The sequence below is a fragment of the Pseudomonas kielensis genome (assembly GCF_030505375.1).
In the GTDB taxonomy this organism is placed as follows: Bacteria; Pseudomonadota; Gammaproteobacteria; order Pseudomonadales; family Pseudomonadaceae; genus Aquipseudomonas; species Aquipseudomonas kielensis.
Genome location: NZ_CP130043.1, coordinates 2,262,396 through 2,278,587, shown reverse-complemented (window position 1 = coordinate 2,278,587; position 16,192 = coordinate 2,262,396). Strand labels below are relative to the sequence as shown.

Annotated in this window: 12 protein-coding genes; 4 read left to right on the top strand and 8 right to left on the bottom strand. The window is 63.5% G+C overall.

Going from position 1 to position 16,192, the window contains the following annotated elements; genetic code table 11:
* Nucleotides 1-96: 96 nt before the first annotated feature.
* Nucleotides 97-1,536, top strand: coding sequence for a cardiolipin synthase (gene cls, locus Q1W70_RS10510; protein ID WP_166588822.1), 1,440 nt, complete (start codon nucleotides 97-99; stop codon nucleotides 1,534-1,536).
* On the opposite strand, the gene cfaB is transcribed toward cls, so the two are convergent.
* Nucleotides 1,533-2,720: a C17 cyclopropane fatty acid synthase CfaB gene (cfaB, locus tag Q1W70_RS10505; RefSeq protein WP_265536976.1), complete on the bottom strand. Its 1,188-nt coding sequence runs from the start codon at nucleotides 2,718-2,720 to the stop codon at nucleotides 1,533-1,535. The two genes, cls and cfaB, sit on opposite strands and share 4 nt — an antisense overlap.
* A gap of 477 nt (nucleotides 2,721-3,197) precedes the next feature.
* Here cfaB and lpdA point away from each other — a divergent pair, with 477 nt between their 5' ends.
* Complete coding sequence (lpdA, locus tag Q1W70_RS10495) at nucleotides 3,198-4,598, top strand: dihydrolipoyl dehydrogenase (protein ID WP_302098809.1); 1,401 nt, start codon at nucleotides 3,198-3,200, stop codon at nucleotides 4,596-4,598.
* Nucleotides 4,599-4,623: 25 nt separating this feature from the next.
* Here lpdA and Q1W70_RS10490 read toward each other — a convergent pair whose 3' ends face one another.
* From Q1W70_RS10490 to Q1W70_RS10460, 7 genes are all read right to left on the bottom strand, one after another.
* Nucleotides 4,624-6,765: a hypothetical protein gene (locus Q1W70_RS10490; protein ID WP_185818743.1), complete on the bottom strand. Its 2,142-nt coding sequence runs from the start codon at nucleotides 6,763-6,765 to the stop codon at nucleotides 4,624-4,626.
* Nucleotides 6,752-7,951 (bottom strand): DUF3142 domain-containing protein, encoded by a 1,200-nt coding sequence (locus tag Q1W70_RS10485; protein WP_302098808.1) that lies wholly within the window; start codon nucleotides 7,949-7,951, stop codon nucleotides 6,752-6,754. Before Q1W70_RS10485 ends, Q1W70_RS10490 begins: the two co-directional genes overlap by 14 nt.
* Nucleotides 7,952-8,060: 109 nt before the next feature.
* On the bottom strand, nucleotides 8,061-8,915 hold the full coding sequence (locus tag Q1W70_RS10480; protein ID WP_302098807.1) for a class I SAM-dependent methyltransferase: 855 nt from the start codon (nucleotides 8,913-8,915) through the stop codon (nucleotides 8,061-8,063).
* On the bottom strand, nucleotides 8,909-10,063 hold the full coding sequence (locus tag Q1W70_RS10475) for an acyltransferase family protein (RefSeq protein ID WP_166588828.1): 1,155 nt from the start codon (nucleotides 10,061-10,063) through the stop codon (nucleotides 8,909-8,911). The genes Q1W70_RS10480 and Q1W70_RS10475 overlap by 7 nt, the downstream gene beginning before the upstream one ends.
* Nucleotides 10,060-10,965: a class I SAM-dependent methyltransferase gene (locus Q1W70_RS10470; RefSeq protein ID WP_166588829.1), complete on the bottom strand. Its 906-nt coding sequence runs from the start codon at nucleotides 10,963-10,965 to the stop codon at nucleotides 10,060-10,062. Before Q1W70_RS10470 ends, Q1W70_RS10475 begins: the two co-directional genes overlap by 4 nt.
* Nucleotides 10,962-12,245, bottom strand: coding sequence for a glycosyltransferase (locus Q1W70_RS10465; protein WP_166588830.1), 1,284 nt, complete (start codon nucleotides 12,243-12,245; stop codon nucleotides 10,962-10,964). Before Q1W70_RS10465 ends, Q1W70_RS10470 begins: the two co-directional genes overlap by 4 nt.
* Complete coding sequence (locus Q1W70_RS10460) at nucleotides 12,239-13,879, bottom strand: glycosyltransferase (RefSeq protein WP_302098806.1); 1,641 nt, start codon at nucleotides 13,877-13,879, stop codon at nucleotides 12,239-12,241. The genes Q1W70_RS10465 and Q1W70_RS10460 overlap by 7 nt, the downstream gene beginning before the upstream one ends.
* A 428-nt stretch (nucleotides 13,880-14,307) precedes the next feature.
* Here Q1W70_RS10460 and Q1W70_RS10455 point away from each other — a divergent pair, with 428 nt between their 5' ends.
* Nucleotides 14,308-15,222 (top strand): GDP-mannose 4,6-dehydratase, encoded by a 915-nt coding sequence (locus Q1W70_RS10455; protein WP_166588832.1) that lies wholly within the window; start codon nucleotides 14,308-14,310, stop codon nucleotides 15,220-15,222.
* Nucleotides 15,219-16,190, top strand: a complete 972-nt coding sequence (gene gmd, locus Q1W70_RS10450; protein WP_166588833.1) for a GDP-mannose 4,6-dehydratase — start codon at nucleotides 15,219-15,221, stop codon at nucleotides 16,188-16,190. The genes Q1W70_RS10455 and gmd overlap by 4 nt, the downstream gene beginning before the upstream one ends.
* Nucleotides 16,191-16,192 lie beyond the last annotated feature (2 nt).

Sequence of the window (16,192 nt, the reverse complement as noted above, 5' to 3'; positions counted from 1 at the left end):
CGCCAATCTACTTCGGTTGCATAGCGAATTAAATAGCGACATTCATCGCAGAACATGGTCTGTTACGCATTGAATTCTCCGGAGCAAGGTTGCCCCATGGATTTTTTTGGCCCCCATCTTTTTGCCTACCTGATCACGCTCATTCACTCCCTGGGCACAATGGCCGCAGTCCACGCCGTGCTGACCGTCAGGACCGCCCAAGGCTCGATTGCCTGGGCCCTGTCGCTGATCTTCATTCCCTACCTGACCCTCATTCCCTACCTGGTATTCGGACGCAGCACCTTCGATGCCTACATCAAGGCTCGGCGCCAGGCCAACGAAGAAATGCGCAAGGCCATCGCCGACCTGAACTGGCGACCCTGGGTCGAGGAAGCGCTGACCGCCCGCGCCTCCAATGCCTACGACTCGCTGCGCGCCATGCCGAAGTTGGGGCGCATGCCGTGCCTGGCGAACAACCAACTGCGCCTGCTGATCAATGGCCAGGCCACCTTCGATGCCATCTTCGAGGCCGTCGAGCAGGCCCGGGAAGCAGTGCTGATCCAGTTCTTCATTGTCCATGACGACCAGCTCGGACGGCGCCTGCAGCACCTGCTGATCAAAAAAGCTGCGCAAGGGGTCCCGGTCTACCTGCTCTATGACCGCATCGGCAGCCACTCCCTGCCCCACCACTATGTCCAGGCCCTGCGCGACGCCGGCGTCCAGGTCAAAGCGTTTGCCACCCGCAGCGGCTGGCTCAATCGGTTCCAGGTCAACTTTCGCAACCATCGCAAGATCGTGGTGGTCGACGGCAGGCAAGGCTTCGTCGGCGGACACAACGTCGGCGACGAATACCTGGGGGCCAAGGCCCCGCTATCGCCGTGGCGCGACACCCACGTGGCGGTCAGCGGCCCGGTGGTGGCCTGCATGCAGGAGTCGTTCGCCGAAGACTGGTTCTGGGCGGCCCGCGAACTGCCGCCCTTGATCCTGCCACAGAGCTATCCCGACGACGGCGTGCTGTGCCAGTTGCTGGCCAGCGGCCCGGCAGACCCCTACGAGACCTGCTCGTTGTTTTTCGTCGAGGCGATTCATGCCGCCACGCAGCGCGTGTGGATCACCAGCCCCTACTTCATCCCCGATGAAGCGGTGTTTGCCGCGCTGCGCCTGGCGGTCCTGCGTGGCGTCGATGTGCGGCTGCTGCTGCCCTCCCGGCCGGATCACCGCATCGTCTATGCCGCCTCCAGCCTGTACGCCTTCGAAGCGGTCCGCGCCGGCGTCCGGGTGTTCCGCTATCAACCGGGTTTCCTGCACCAGAAGGTGGTGCTGGTCGACAGCGAAATCAGCGCCATCGGCAGTGCCAATCTGGACAACCGCTCGTTCCGGCTGAATTTCGAAGTGATGTTGTTGACCGTCGACAAGACCTTTGCCGGCGAAGTGGAACAGATGCTCAACGCCGACTTCGCCCTGTCCCACGAGATCAACGAGGACGAAGGCCGGGAGACCCACCGCCTTAGACAGCTCGGCATGCGGGTCGCCCGCCTGATTTCGCCGATTCTCTAGGGCGTGTAGATATCGTCCCGGGTCCAGGGCAGCTCGTGGCTGCCATCGGCATGGGCCTTGACCGCCAGTATCTGGTGCAGGTTGATCCAGCCCCGCGCGAACGCGTAGGCGCAACCTGCCAGGTACAACCGCCAGATCCGCAACGCTTGCTCCGGCACCTCTTTGGCCGCGGCTTCAAGGTTGTCTTCCAGGCGCTCGCTCCAGTGATCCAGGGTGCGCGCGTAGTGCAGGCGCAGGCTTTCGACATCGACGATTTCCAGGCCCACCTCGCTGATCTCGGCCGAGATCATCGACAGATGGGGCAGCTCGCCGTTGGGGAATACATAGCGCTCGATGAACTCACCAGCGCCCCGCCCCACGGGCCGACCATCGATGTGCTTGGCGGTAATCCCGTGGTTCATCACCAGGCCGCCTTCGCGGACCGCACCGAACAAGGTCTGGCAGTACTGCGCCAGGTTGGCGTGGCCAACGTGTTCGAACATGCCGACGCTCACCACCTTGTCGAATCGGCCATCCTGCGGCAGGTCGCGATAGTCGAGCAGTTGCAGCTCCACCTGGTCCTCCAGCCCTTCGTCGATGACCCGCTGCCGGGCCAGCGCCAGTTGTTCTTTACTCAGGGTGATGCCGAACACCCTGACCCCGAACTCCCGCGCCGCATAACGCGCCAGCCCGCCCCAGCCGCAGCCGACATCCAGCAGGTATTCACCCGGTTGCAACCGCAGCTTGCGGCACAGGTGGCGGAATTTGGCTTGCTGGGCCTGTTCCAGGGACTCGCTGCCGGTTTCGAAATAGGCACAGGAGTAGGCCATGTCGCTGTCCAGCCACAGCTGGTAAAAGGCATTCGACAGGTCGTAGTGGTAGGAAATCGCCGCCGCGTCAGTGGCTTTGTCATGCACGCTGCGTACCGGCTGGTCGTCATCGTCTTCGTTGAGCAGGGCCTGGCTCCACGCATCACAGACGCGGATCACATCGCTGATCGACCCTTCCAGCTCCAGCTTGCCCTCGACGAAGGCCGCGCCCAGCAGGTCCAGGCTGGGGTGGGTAAATTGCGAGACCATTCGCGGGTCCTTGACCACAATGGTGACACTGGGCTCAGGGCCCAGGTTAAATTCGTGGCCGTCCCAGAGTCGCAAGCGAAGCGGCAGTTGCAGATTCTGTAAGGCCGGTGGAAGTTGCGCGAGCATGAAAATCCCCCCCTTGTTTCAGACGTCTGAAATGAGGGTAGACCATCGTAGAAAATTAGCTGGCTATCGACTTAAACAGCTGCTCAGGCACGCCCTCATTGCAGTTGACTGTCATTTCTGTTTTGAGTTCGATAAAGCCGATTGCTCACATTTTGTCCAAAAGACCCAGGCCAATCCCGCCAGCACCGTCACCCCATACAGCGCCATGACGGTTAGACACCCGGCGCGAATCCACGGGTTGCCCCGCGCACTTGTTCCACGTGGAACCCCACTCATGTGTGCGCTTGGACTGCGCCCACCCACCATCGCGCGCCGTTATTGTCGTTACGATATAACAGCGCTCGATCATTTTTTGTCATGGCGTTTTCCCTCCCTCTGAGTGAGGCCTTGACGGAGAAATATTACGATCATAATATTGGCTGCCCGCCGGGTTAAAGCCCCGCCTCTTCCATTGAATGCCTATGCAGGAGTACTGCCATGAGTACCTACGACGTCGTGATTCTCGGGGGTGGCCCCGGTGGCTATAACGCAGCGATCCGCGCCGGACAGTTGGGCCTCAAGGCGGCCTGCGTCGAAGGGCGCACGACTCTGGGCGGGACCTGCCTGAACGTCGGCTGCATGCCGTCCAAGGCCCTGCTGCACGCCTCGCAGCTTTACGAAGCGGCAAGCGGGTCAGCGTTCGCCAACCTCGGCATCGAGGTCAAGCCGACCCTCAATCTCGCGCAAATGATGCAGCACAAAGATCAAAGCGTGGCGGCACTGACCAAAGGCATCGAGTTCCTGTTTCGCAAGCACAAGGTCGACTGGATCAAGGGCTGGGGCCATATCGCCGGGCCCGGCCAGGTCCGCGTGACCGACAGCCAAGGCAACCAGCGCGACCTGCAAGCCAAGGACATCATCATCGCCACCGGCTCGGAACCCACCCCGCTGCCCGGGGTGACTATCGATAACCAGCGCATCCTCGACTCCACGGGAGCCCTGTCGCTTGCCGAAGTGCCCAGGCAACTGGTGGTGATCGGCGCCGGGGTGATCGGCCTGGAACTGGGCTCGGTCTGGCGGCGACTGGGGGCGCAGGTCACCGTGATCGAATACCTGGACCGCATTTGCCCGGGGGTCGATGCCGAAGCAGGCAAGACCCTGCAACGCGCCCTCGGCAAACAGGGCATTGAGTTCAAGCTCGGTTGCAAAGTGACGGCCGCCACCCCTTCCGCCACCGGAGTGCAGGTGCACGTGGAAGCTGCGGCCGGTGGCAGCGCCGAGGTGATCGAAGCCGATTATGTGCTGGTGGCCATCGGGCGCCGGCCGTTTACCCAGGGCCTGGGCCTGGAGAACGTCGGCCTCGCCACGGACGCTCGCGGGATGCTGGCCAACCGCGGCCATCGCACCGAAGCCGCCGGGGTCTGGGTGATTGGTGATGTCACGTCCGGGCCGATGCTCGCCCACAAGGCCGAAGACGAGGCCATGGCGTGTGTCGAGCAGATTGTCGGCAAGGCCGGCGAAGTGAATTACGCGCTGATCCCCAATGTCATCTACACCCGGCCGGAGCTGGCCAGCGTCGGCATGACCGAAGAGCAGCTCAAGGCGCAAGGCCGCGTCTATAAGGTCGGCAAATTCCCCTTTACCGCCAACAGTCGCGCCAAGATCAACCACGAGACCGAGGGGTTCGCCAAGGTCCTGGCCGACGAGCACACCGACGAAGTCCTGGGGGTGCATCTGGTGGGTCCCAGTGTCAGCGAGATCATTGGCGAATGCTGCGTGGCCATGGAGTTCAGCGCCAGCGCCGAAGACATTGCCCTGACCTGCCACCCGCACCCGACACGTTCCGAGGCCTTGCGGCAGGCGGCAATGGATGTCGCGGGGCTGGCGACGCAGATGTAAGCACACCCGCGGCGCCGCCCCGGGCTCAGGAAGCCTGGCGCCGGCGCCGCAGCAACAACAGGCCCACCGCCCCCACCAGGAGCAGCCCGCCGACCTGCAGCACGCGCTTGTACGGCCGCAGGTCCGAACGCACGTTGTCCAGTGCCTGGGTCACGTAGCGCTGGTTGGCGGCGGCGAAATCCGGCTCCTCGCACTGCTGGCCAAAGTTCTCTGCCCACGGCACATAAGGCCCCTGCTCGACGTAGCGCCGGTACAACGCACGCTGGTCTTCAAGGCCGGTGCCCCAGCCCGAAGCCTTGCACAACACGGCGGCAAACGCCTGGCTGGTATGGGGCAGCAGGTCGGCCGCCTGGCTCGCCAGCCCGGTGGCGACATAACGATAGTGGAAGCGCTCGTTCGGCTGGGCGACGCTGGCTTGCTGACGCTGGACCTCGCCGGCGGCGATCAGGGGAGCGGCCTTGATCTCGGGGATGTCGAGGCTGAAGTTACCCTCGAAGGTAGCGAAATCAGGGGCCATCTCATAGCCGAGCAGCTCCATGCCGTGTTCCCGGGCCAGCCGGCCCGCGTCATAGAGGGCGGCGGCGCGCTTGGTCGGCCACCAGCTCGACTGCGCGGTTTCGCGCAAGCCCGCGTACTCTTTGGCGAGCGCCTTCAGCCCGGGGTTGTCGAAGTACGCTGCGGCCTCGGCATAGCGCTCTTCACGCAGCAAGCGCCGGCCGAGCAGGTCGCGCAAGCGCGCGGCCACCGACAAGGGCTCGTAGTTGTCGCGCTGCTCCTGGGTCAATGGCGCGGGGGCCGGCACCTGCTGATCCACGAACTGCTTGAGTTCGTCCACCGTCAGCACCCGCTCCGCGACAAGCGCGGCATCCTGCCAATACAGGTCCTGGCTGCGATACAGCTGCTCGAATGCCTGCAGGTAGTCGCCGCGCTCCAATGCCAGCAAGGCACTTTCACCCTCGACCCGGCAGCCGGGCTTGAGCGCCTCGTAGTCACCACTGGCGGTGGTGCGCAAGCCCCAGTCTTCATCCTGTGGAAAGGCTTTGGCCGCCTTGGCATAGGCACTGGCAGCCAAGGCCTTGTCGCCGTCGCGCAGCGCCATTTTCGCCCGCAGCCACCAGGCCAGGCCCCCATCGCCGGCGTGCTCGAGCAGGGTTTTGCTGGTGGCGTAGTCACCGATCTGGTAATTCAGCGCCGCCAGGCGGTCTGCATTGTCCAGGCTGCCGGTGGTGCTCTGCACCAGGGCCTTGATGATTTTCTGTTCGGCCGGCGGTTGCTCACCGAAGGACCAGCCCACATGGCTGATCAGCGCCGCCGTGACCAATTGCTGGACCGCCTTGCCTTCGAGCAAGGGGATGAGCTGCGCCTCAGGCATGGCATTGAGCTCATCGATCAATTGCTTGAGGGAGCTGTAGCCGACGGGCGAACCTTGCCGGCTCTGGGTCGCGTACAACTCGACGGCGCTGTTCCAGTCACCCGCCTGGCGCACCACCCGCGCTTCTTCGCCGAGGCTGGCGATGCCCAGCTCGAGTGGGTCGCTGAAGCCGTCGACACTCAGTTGGCGGGCCTGGATAAAGGCCTGCCGAGCCTGCTGCAGGAGGTCCTGGCTGGCGTCTTGATTCTGCTCGATGGCCTGCTGATTGATAGCCATCAATGCCCGGCCGAGCGAGTACGCGGCCCAGGTGCTGCGCAGGGCGCGCTGGTCGGCCGGGAGCGCCAGCACCTGGCGGAAGTAGTCGGCCGCCGTGGCCGTATCACCCGCGTTGAACGCCACCGCACCGGCGGTATAGAGGCTGAGCTCCGGCGCCAGACCGGCACTTTCGGCCAACACCTGGTGGGCGTCCTGCAGGGTGCGCAGCCGGGTGACTTGCGCGCGCTGCGCGTCAGTCAGACCCAGCTGTTCAGCGTTGATCCGGGCTTGTACGTAAGGGTCCAGGTCACTCTCGTAATCGCGGCTCATGGCAGTGGCCGCCGCCGGTTTCAGGCCGGTGATGACCTTGCCCAGGCGATTGACCTCGAACTGGAAGCTGCCTTCGGGCAACTCACCCAGGGTCATCGCCCGGTCGCCCAGCAGGCGCAGTGGAAAGTCCGGCCCGCAGGCGGTGGCGGTGCCCAACGGCAGGAACAGACTCAACGCGAGCAAATGCCGCGGCCAGTTACGGGAATACATGTGAACCTCCTTGATCAATGTGTGTGCAGCGTGCCCAACCCAGGGTGCGCTCGGCACCGGCGGGCAAACGGCCGTCCCTGAGGCGGCTGAAGCTCAGTTGTCCAGGCGTCTGTTGTACGGCATAGCCGTTGAGCCCATCCGCGGCGACGCATTGGCTGACGGCCAGTGTCACCCGTTGCGGCAACGTGCCGTCGAGATTGCCGTCATTGCTGACCACGATGTCGTACAGACCTTGCTGGCTGGAAAGGTTCAACGCCAAGCGGCTGTGCAGTTGCTCACCGCGCGCCACGGCACCCAGGGTGGTCAGGCTCCAGGCACGACGGTCGCCCTTGAGCGGCAGGCGAAACCAGATCAATCCGGCCAAATGTGGCGGCGGCTCGGCACGCAACTGGCTGGCCAGCGTCGCCAGTTGTTGCGGGTCGGCCATCAGTTCGCGGCGCTGGCCCACCCGTTCGATCGGCACTTCGCTCTCCACCAGGGGCGCCCCGCCCTCTCCCGGCAGCAGGGCAATGCCATAGGCTGGCAATGCCAGGTAAAACGGTTGCCGGGTGATCCGGCTCCAGCGCTCGGCCCAGTGTCTGGCTTGCACCGGGTCGAACAGGCCAAGCTCGGGACGACTGACCGCATGCACCTGCAGGACACTGCTGTCGACTGCCGCCAGCAAGGCCGCCAGCTCAGGACTGTCGAGCCAGGCGGGCAAGGCGGTGATGCTCAGCTTCAAGGAAGCGGGCAAGGCCTGGCGCACACCCAGCAGGAACTCGCGATAGGCCGGCAACCGCGCGGTCCCGGCATCGTGATCAATTTCCACACCCGCCAGCGTCAGGCCCAGGGCCTGCCAATCGGCGATCATCTGCAGGATGCGCGCCGTGGTATCGACCGGGTCCAGGTGCTTGAGCTGGCCATCCAGGCGGACCACCGCAATCAGCGGCCGGCCGTCGCGCTGCAACAGCGCCCCATCGATCTGCGCTCGGCGCCAGCCGCCTTGTGGATAAGTCTGCAGGGCCAGGACCCGCAAGGTGGAAAAATCGGCACGTGATTGCGCCAGCGCCTCGGCATGGGCGGTGGTCCATTGGCGCTGCCAGATGTAGAGCTGTTGATCGAGAGGGGGTGCGGTCGACTGCTGGCAACCGCAAAGGAGCGCGAGGCTGAACAACAGCGCACGACGCAGAAGATAAATCGCTGACATTAAGGGCCTGTGGCTGAAAGACTGACCTGGCCGGCTGGGGTTGATGGATTTGTCGTGGGTGTTCGCTCCCACATCCCGCATCCACACACAGCCGGGCCGGTGCGTCAGCCTACGCAGCCAATGGCTTGCGGGCAATGATCACCTGACTTTTCGCGACCACGCCATCCAGCGCCTGCTTGATCTGTTCGCCGCGTGGCGACTCCAGAACCGCCTGCCAGGTCTCGGCCCAGTGGTTGAGCAGCGGATGGTCGGGACTGCCCAGGTCGACCTTGGCCTCCCAGAACAGCATCATCCACAGCGACCAGTAGAAGCCGTACTGGCTGTGACTGAGCACTTCCAGCCCGGCGTCGCCGACCATCTGCTTGAACTGGTCTTCGCTGATGATGCGGACGTGATTGGGCTTCTGGAAATACTCGGGGGCGGCGATGTCTTTCTGCAGATTTTCCGAGCTGGGGTGCGGGACACTCAGCAGGTAGAGCGCGCCCGGCTTGCCCACGCGCACCAGTTCGGCAAGAAACTGCGCCGGGTCGTCGACGTGTTCGATGACCTCGGTGGACACCACCCGGGTCGCCGTCTGATCGGCAATCGGCAGCGGTGCGCAGTCGGTGACGTGGCACTCGACGCTGGCCGCGATGGTATCGCCCAGGCGCAGGCGAGTGGCTTCGACCTTGGCCGCGTCGATGTCGGCAATGATGATGTGCGCCCCCCGGGTGGCACAGAAATGCACGTTGCCACCGTCACCACACCCCACGTCCAGCAACGTGTCGGCGGCCGTCACCGGGAAGCCGGTGAACAGTTCGCCGGTCTGCTGGTTGAACCAGCCACTGAGCACCGCATCGCGCAGACCCAGCATGTAGGGATCGACCTTGGGTGCCGGCGCAGGCGCTGGCGCGGGTGGCGCGGGTGGACAGGCCGCAGCGGGGGCAGCAGCGCCCCCCGCCAGCTTCTTCAACAGGCTCAGCATGAGGTGACTCCTGGGGATGGGGTGGCCGCTCGGGACGCACTCAAGCGTTTGACCAACGCCGCGCCGCGATTACGCATGGGCATTTCGATGAAGCGATAGTTGAGCTCGCTCAACAGCACGATCAGGCCGAACGCCAGCAACAGCGTGATGATCGGGTGGCCGGCCGGGCTTGGCAGAGATGCCGCCTGCAAGCGAAAGATCAATTCGCGCACCAGGCAATAGGCCGGGATATGAATCAGGTAGATGCCATAGGAGCGACTGCCGATCCAGGTCATCACCCGCTTGAACAGCCCCGGCGGCATCAGGTAGTCACCGTTGTAGGACGCCAGCCAGACCAACACCGCACTGAGCACCGCGATGGCGCCGATGCGGTAGGAGGTGAAGGTAAAACGGTCGGTCGCCAGAAAGCTCATCAGCAAGGCAATCGCCACCAGCACCGCAATACCGGCCCACGGCCGGCGCAGGAAGGTCGGCTGCCAACGGCGATAGGACGGTTGTGCACTCCACATGGCCAGCAACACCCCCAGCGCCAGCGCGTCGGTGCGGATCACCATCAGGATCGGCGTGCGCAACGTCAGCAGTTGCACGGCCACCAGGGCCAGCAAAGCCCACACCAGGTGTTTGCGGCAGACCATGATCAACAGCGGAAACAACAGGTAGAACTGCTCCTCCAGCGACAGGCTCCAGTACACGAAGCTGGTGCCGTACTCATAGTGGAAGAAGCTGTCAGCGAAGCGGAAGTTGGCGTATTGCAGCACCCCGGCCAGCGTCGCCTGCAGGTTGGCGGCCAGGGTGCCGAAGGCGCCTGAGCGGTTGATGAACAGGCAGGCCAGGAGCATCAGCGCCAGCCATAACCAGGCCGACGGCAAGAGTCGAAAGGCGCGCCGCAACCAGAAGTTGCGGGTCTGCTCCCAGTACTCCTGGCGCGTGCTGCAGCCTTGCAGCGCGGGGATCAGGCTACGCGCGATGACAAAACCGGAAATCGCGAAAAACAGATCGACGCCCCACCAGGGCTGGCCCAGGGCATGGATCGCCTGCAGCAGTGGGACCTGCCCGGTGAACAGGCTGTCTTGCAGGTGATGAAACAACACCCCGAGCACGGCGATGCCGCGCAGCAGTTCGATGTCCATGATCCGCTTGTCACTCATCCCGCGCTCCCAGGCGTTACGTCGCCGGCCATGGGCTTGCGCGCGATGATCACCTGGCTCTTGGGCATGAACTGGTCCAGCACCTGCTTGATGGCCAACCCGTCGGGCTGCATCAGCAAGTCATGCCAGGTGCGGGCCCAGCCTTCCATCAGGGGCGGGTAAGGCGCCTGGATCCGGTCGCGCACCGCGCCCGCCATATCCCGCCCGGCTGCACGCTCGCTGGCCCAGAAGAAAATCATGCCCATCACCCAGAAGAAGCCGGTGGCCTGGCGGTGTTCAATGATCAGCCCGGCGTCTTCGACCAGGGCGGCAAAGCGCTCATGGGAAAAGATCTGCACATGGTTTGGCGCCTGGAAATAGGCGGCGGGCGCGATGCCCTGTTGCAGGTGTTCACCCACCGGGGCGGGCACGCTGAGCAAGTACTGCGCACCGGGACGGCCCATGCGCACCAGCTCGGCCATGAATTGCTCGGGGGTATCGACATGCTCCAGCACTTCCATGCACACCACTTTGCTCGCACAGCCGTCCGCCAGCGGCAGCGGCAGGCTGTTGCTGACCAGGCCAAGGGCTGGGGCCTGGGTCATGGCATCGACCTGGCGCGCCAGTTCGCGGACCTTGTCCTGTTCGCTGTCGGTAAAAATCACCGCAGCGCCCTGGCGCACCGCAAACAGGGTCGCCGCGCCCTCACCACAACCGACGTCGAGCAGGGTGTCGTCGGCGCCAATGGCAAAGCCCTTGAGCAATTCCCCAGTAGCGCCGAGAAACCAGCCGTCGAGTACCGCATCGGTGAAACCACAGTCACGCGGCGATACCGCCGGAACCGAGACCGGGGCCGGTACTGGTTCCGGCTCCGCTACCGGGGCGGGCGCAGGGCGCAGCCAGTCGAGCAAGCGGCCCATCATGCTGGTTTCGCCTGGGCGATCACGCTTGCCAGAAACGCCTGCAAGCGCTGCTCGGTAGCCGCCTGGCTGCAGAACGCCTGCAGACGACTGACGGCGTGGGCCGACATGCGCGCATAGCGTGGCGCATCGTGGCGCGCCACTTGATAGCTGGCCTGGTAGGCCGAACACAGCGAATCCCAATTGGTGACGTACCGCAGGGTGCGGTAGGCGGCGCGCGGGTCATGGGGCCAGGCGGTGAGTTCGTCGGTCGAGTCGACGATGAAGGTGTTTTGCCCATCGATGTAATCGGCCATTGCCGTGTTGCACGGGGCAACCGCCGGTTTGCCGCAGGACATGAACTCCATCAGCGGCAGGCACTGGCCTTCACCGAATGAACTGTTGACCACAAAGCTGGTGGCCTGCACCAGGCGCTCATAGTCCGCATCGGCGAGAAAACCGTGGATCAACACGATGCGGCAACGGTAGTCCTGGTTCTTGTACAAGTGGTGCAGCATGTCATTCAAGGCGTCGGCGATGTCGTGGTGCGTGAGCTTGAGCACCAGGGTGGCATCGGCACACTCGCGGAACGTGGTGCAGAACGCGCTGAGCATGTCCTGCCAGTTCTTGCGCCCATCGTAGGGGTTGAACACCGAGGTGTAGATCACCCCGTCGAGCACCAGTTCGTGCTCGCCGACAGGCGCGTCGAAATCCACCGGCTCGCCTTCACGCAGCGCCGCCGGGCCATAGGGCCGCAGGTCGAGGTTGCGACTGTCGATCAGCAAGCCACGCAGGCTGAGCCTGACCTGTTCGGCCAGTGGCTGCTGGCCGAGGTTGCGCCCGCGCCCGGCAAAACGGTCCCAGACCGGCGCCGGAATCGCGCTGATCGGATAGTCGGGGCCCATGGCATCACGTACCGCGGTCACGGTAAAACTGGAATGGGTAATCGCAGCGCCGACCTTGTCCAGCACCAGGCGCCAGTCGTGCCGGGGTTCACCGTGCCAGGTGTCGGTGGGAATGGTGCTGAACTCCCAGGCAAACACCGGGATGGTCGGACAGGCGTAGTGGATCGGGGTGCGATGGGGCGGCGAGAACGACAGGAACACGCAGTCTTCGCCGCGGCTCTGGCAGTCGAAATACAGGCGGTCGACCAGTTCGTCGGGGTTGCTGACTTCGATCACCTGCCCCAGCCGTTCCAGTACCGGGCGGAATTCCTTGAGCACAAAGTAGTAGCTGTACTCGGGACGGCCAAGGTTCTGCTCGATGTTACTTTTGTTGGTTTCCGAATGAATGATGATCAGCATGGGGCCGCCCCTGCGGTCGCGACCGGCGACTCAGGCACCGGGCTGGTTGGCTGTTGCAGTTGCAGGAAGTCCGCCAGGCGTTGCTGCACCCCTGGGAAATTGCAGTAGTCGCGCATCCGCTCGCTGGCCGCAACGGCCATCGCCTGGTAACGCTCGGGCTGCTCCTTGGCCATGTGATAACTGGCCAGGTAGGCATTTTTCAGCGATCCCCAATCGGGGCGCTGGTAGACGGTGCGGAACAGGATCCGGCGGTCCTGCGGCCACACGGTCGGCTCCTGGCTGGAGTCGACGATGAAGGCCACGCGGTCGTCGATGTAGTCGGCCATCGCCGTGTGCCGAGGGGCGATCACCGGCTTGCCACAGGCCATGAACTCCATCAGGGGCAGGCACAGCCCTTCACAGCGCGAGGCGTTGACATAAAAACTGGCGGCGCCGTAGAGCCGGGCAAACTGCTGGTCGTCCAGGTAGCCGTGCATGACCACCACCCGGCAACTGAAGGGCGACAACTGCGACAGCAGGGTCAGCATGTGCACGTAGTAGGTGGACAGGTCGTTCTGGGTCATCTTCAACACCAGGGTGGCGTCTTCGACATCGCGCATGGCCCAGCAGAATGCAGTGATCAAGTGGTGCCAGTTCTTGCGCCCGTCATCGGGGTTGAACACGCTGACGTACACCACCCCCTCGACCTGGGTTTCGACCACTTGATCGGTGTCGGGGAACACCGCTTGCGGGTGTGAATCCTCAATGGGCGCCTGTACCACTTCCACCACCGGGGCAGGCGGCGGTACTTCGGCGGCCGGTCGCTCGCCGCGCAGGCGTGCCCGCAGGCTTTGCGGCAATAGATCACGGAAACCTTCGCCGTAGGTCTGGTGCAGGTAATGGCGAAAGATCAACAACTGCCGGCGCACGGGCTGGCCGGCAGCCTCGCGCAGGCTCTGGCGCAGATAATGTTTGGCGATGAACAGGCGGCGACGCCAGGTCAGCGGTGGCGCCGGGACCACGACTTCGGGCTCAGGCTCAGGCTCGGGCTCGGGCGTCGGTGGCGATTCGGTTTCTGCAACGATCGGCGCGATCAGGCCGTCCGCCGACAGCCCCAGTGTGCGGCTGTCGATAATGCAGCCCAGGGTCTGCAAGGTGGTGCCCGGGTTGACCGGCTGGCTGGCAAACCGCTGGCGAATATCGGCAAACCGTTCCCAGAGCGGGGTCGGCAGCACCAGCACCGGGAAGTCTTCGCCCAAGGCCCGGCGTACCGCCTGCGCCGTATGGCTGGACAGGGTGATGACCCGGCCATGTCGCGCCAGGGTGCGGCTCCAGTCCTGCCGGGGGTCGTTGTCCCAGTGCTCGGTGGGAATGGTGTCGAACTCCCAGGCAACCACGCAGATCGTCGGGCAGCTCAGGTCGGTGGGGGTCTTGTGTGGCGGTGCGAACGAAAGGAACAGGCTTTCTTCACCCTCGGCGGCGAGGCGTCGAAAAAGTGGATCGACCTCGCTGACCGCTTCCACCACGTGGACCCGGCCCAGGCTCTCAAGGACCGGACGATAGGCCTTGAGGACGAAGTAGTAGCTGTATTCAGGACGGCCGAGGCTCTGGCTGATCGAGCGGTCGTTCACATCCGAGTAAAGAATGAAATTCATGGCATCCCACGCTGAAACCGCCCTTTCGGCAGCCTCATTCTTATGACGGCACAGCCCCGGATCGACCCGCCATAGCGCAGTTCGTCCAGCGCCTGCATGCCCGTCTACGTTCTTGTTTTTGTGGTCAGCTTTGTGTGGTTGAAAGTCCACTTTGCTGATCGCTGGGCAATCGTGCTGAGGGGCATTCTAAACACATCCGTTGGGGATTCGTGAACACCGGCGATGAATAAATCCGACGGTCCTGACGAGAACTGCACGGTCACGTTAAGACCTGTTGAAATTGCCGCGTAATTGGCACAGATTGACGCAAACAACTACAACAACGACTTCGCATATTCAGAACCTTGCGAAAAAAGCGCACAGCTTTTCGGGTTCGCCCAACAAAATGGGTGGGGTATGGCAAAGTTTACCGATTGAGGGGCTGTTGCTTGAAAAAGCGTCTGTTCGTTACAGGCCTGAATGGTTTCGTCGGCCGTCATATCCAATCACGCCTGAACGCTGTCGACTCGCAGTGGCAATTGCTGCCTGTTGCCCCGGGCTACGACCTGCGCGAGCCAAAAAGCCTCGAAGGCCTATGGCCGGAACTGCCCGATGCGGTGATCCACCTGGCGGGGCAAACCTTCGTTCCCGAAGCCTTCCGTGACCCGGCCAATACCTTTCAGGTCAACCTGCTGGGCACTCTCCACCTGTTGCAAGCACTCAAGGCCCGCGGCTTCAGCGGCACCTTCCTGTATGTCAGTTCGGGCGATGTGTACGGCCAGGTCAGCGAAAGCGCCTTGCCCATCGACGAACACCAGCCACCCTGCCCGCGCAACCCCTATGCCGTGAGCAAGCTCTCGGCGGAATTGTTGTGCCTGCAATGGGGCATGACCGAGGGCTGGCCGGTGCTGGTCGCGCGCCCGTTCAACCACATTGGCCCCGGGCAAATGGACAGTTTTGTCGTCGCCAGCGCCGCCCGGCAGATCTGCCGGATCAAACAAGGCCTGCAACCGGCACAACTGCAGGTCGGCGATATCGATGTGACACGCGACTTCCTCGACGTCGCGGACGTGGTGTCGGCCTACCTGGCCTTGCTGGAGAAGGGGGAGCCTGGGCAGGTGTACAACATCTGCTCCGGCGTCGAGCAGAGCGTACGCGGCCTGATCGAGCAATTGGCGGATCTGGCCCAGGTCCACGTGCAACTGATTCAAGACCCCGCGCGCCTGCGCCGTGCGGAGCAGCGTCGCGTCTGCGGGAGCCATGCCCGGTTGCACCAGACCACCGGATGGGCGCCTGAACTTACAACACAACAATCCTTGCGGGCGATCCTGTCCGACTGGGAGTCACGGGTACGACAAGAATGACAAAAAGTGCACTGATCACAGGGATCACCGGCCAGGATGGCGCCTATCTGGCCAAACTGTTGCTCGACAAGGGATATCGCGTCCACGGACTGGTTGCACGGCGCAGCAGCGATTCGCGCTGGCGGCTGCGGGAAATGGGAGTCGAAAGTGATATCCATTACCTGGACGGTGACATGGCCGACGCCTGCTCGGTGCAGCGCGCGGTAATCAAGTCCGCACCGGATGAGGTGTACAACCTGGCGGCGCAAAGTTTTGTCGCGGCGTCCTGGGATCAACCCGTGACCACCGGGATTGTCGACGGCCTGGGCGTGACCCACCTGCTTGAAGCGATCCGTCAGTTCAGTCCACACACCCGTTTCTACCAGGCCTCGACCAGCGAGATGTTTGGCTTGATCCAGGCCGAGCAGCAGGACGAAAACACCCCGTTCTATCCACGCAGCCCCTACGGCGTGGCCAAGCTCTACGGCCACTGGATCACGGTCAACTACCGCGAAAGCTTCAACCTGCATGCCAGCAGCGGCATCCTGTTCAACCACGAATCGCCACTGCGCGGGATCGAGTTCGTAACCCGCAAGGTCACCGACGCCGCCGCCCGCATCAAGCAGGGCAAACAGCAGGAACTGCGCCTGGGCAACATCGACGCCAAGCGCGATTGGGGTTTTGCCGGTGACTATGTCGAAGCCATGTGGCTGATGCTGCAACAGGACCAGGCCGACGACTTCGTGGTGGCCACGGGCGTTACCACCACCGTGCGCGAGATGTGCCAGATCGCCTTCGATCATGTGGGCCTCAACTACCGCGACTTCGTGAAGATCGACCCGGCGTTTTTCCGCCCGGCCGAAGTCGACGTGTTGCTCGGCAACCCGGCCAAGGCGCAACGGGTGCTGGGCTGGAAACCAAAAACCGATTTGCAGACCCTGATCCGCATGATGATGGAAGCGGACATGAAACGCGTCGCCAAGGAGTAGGT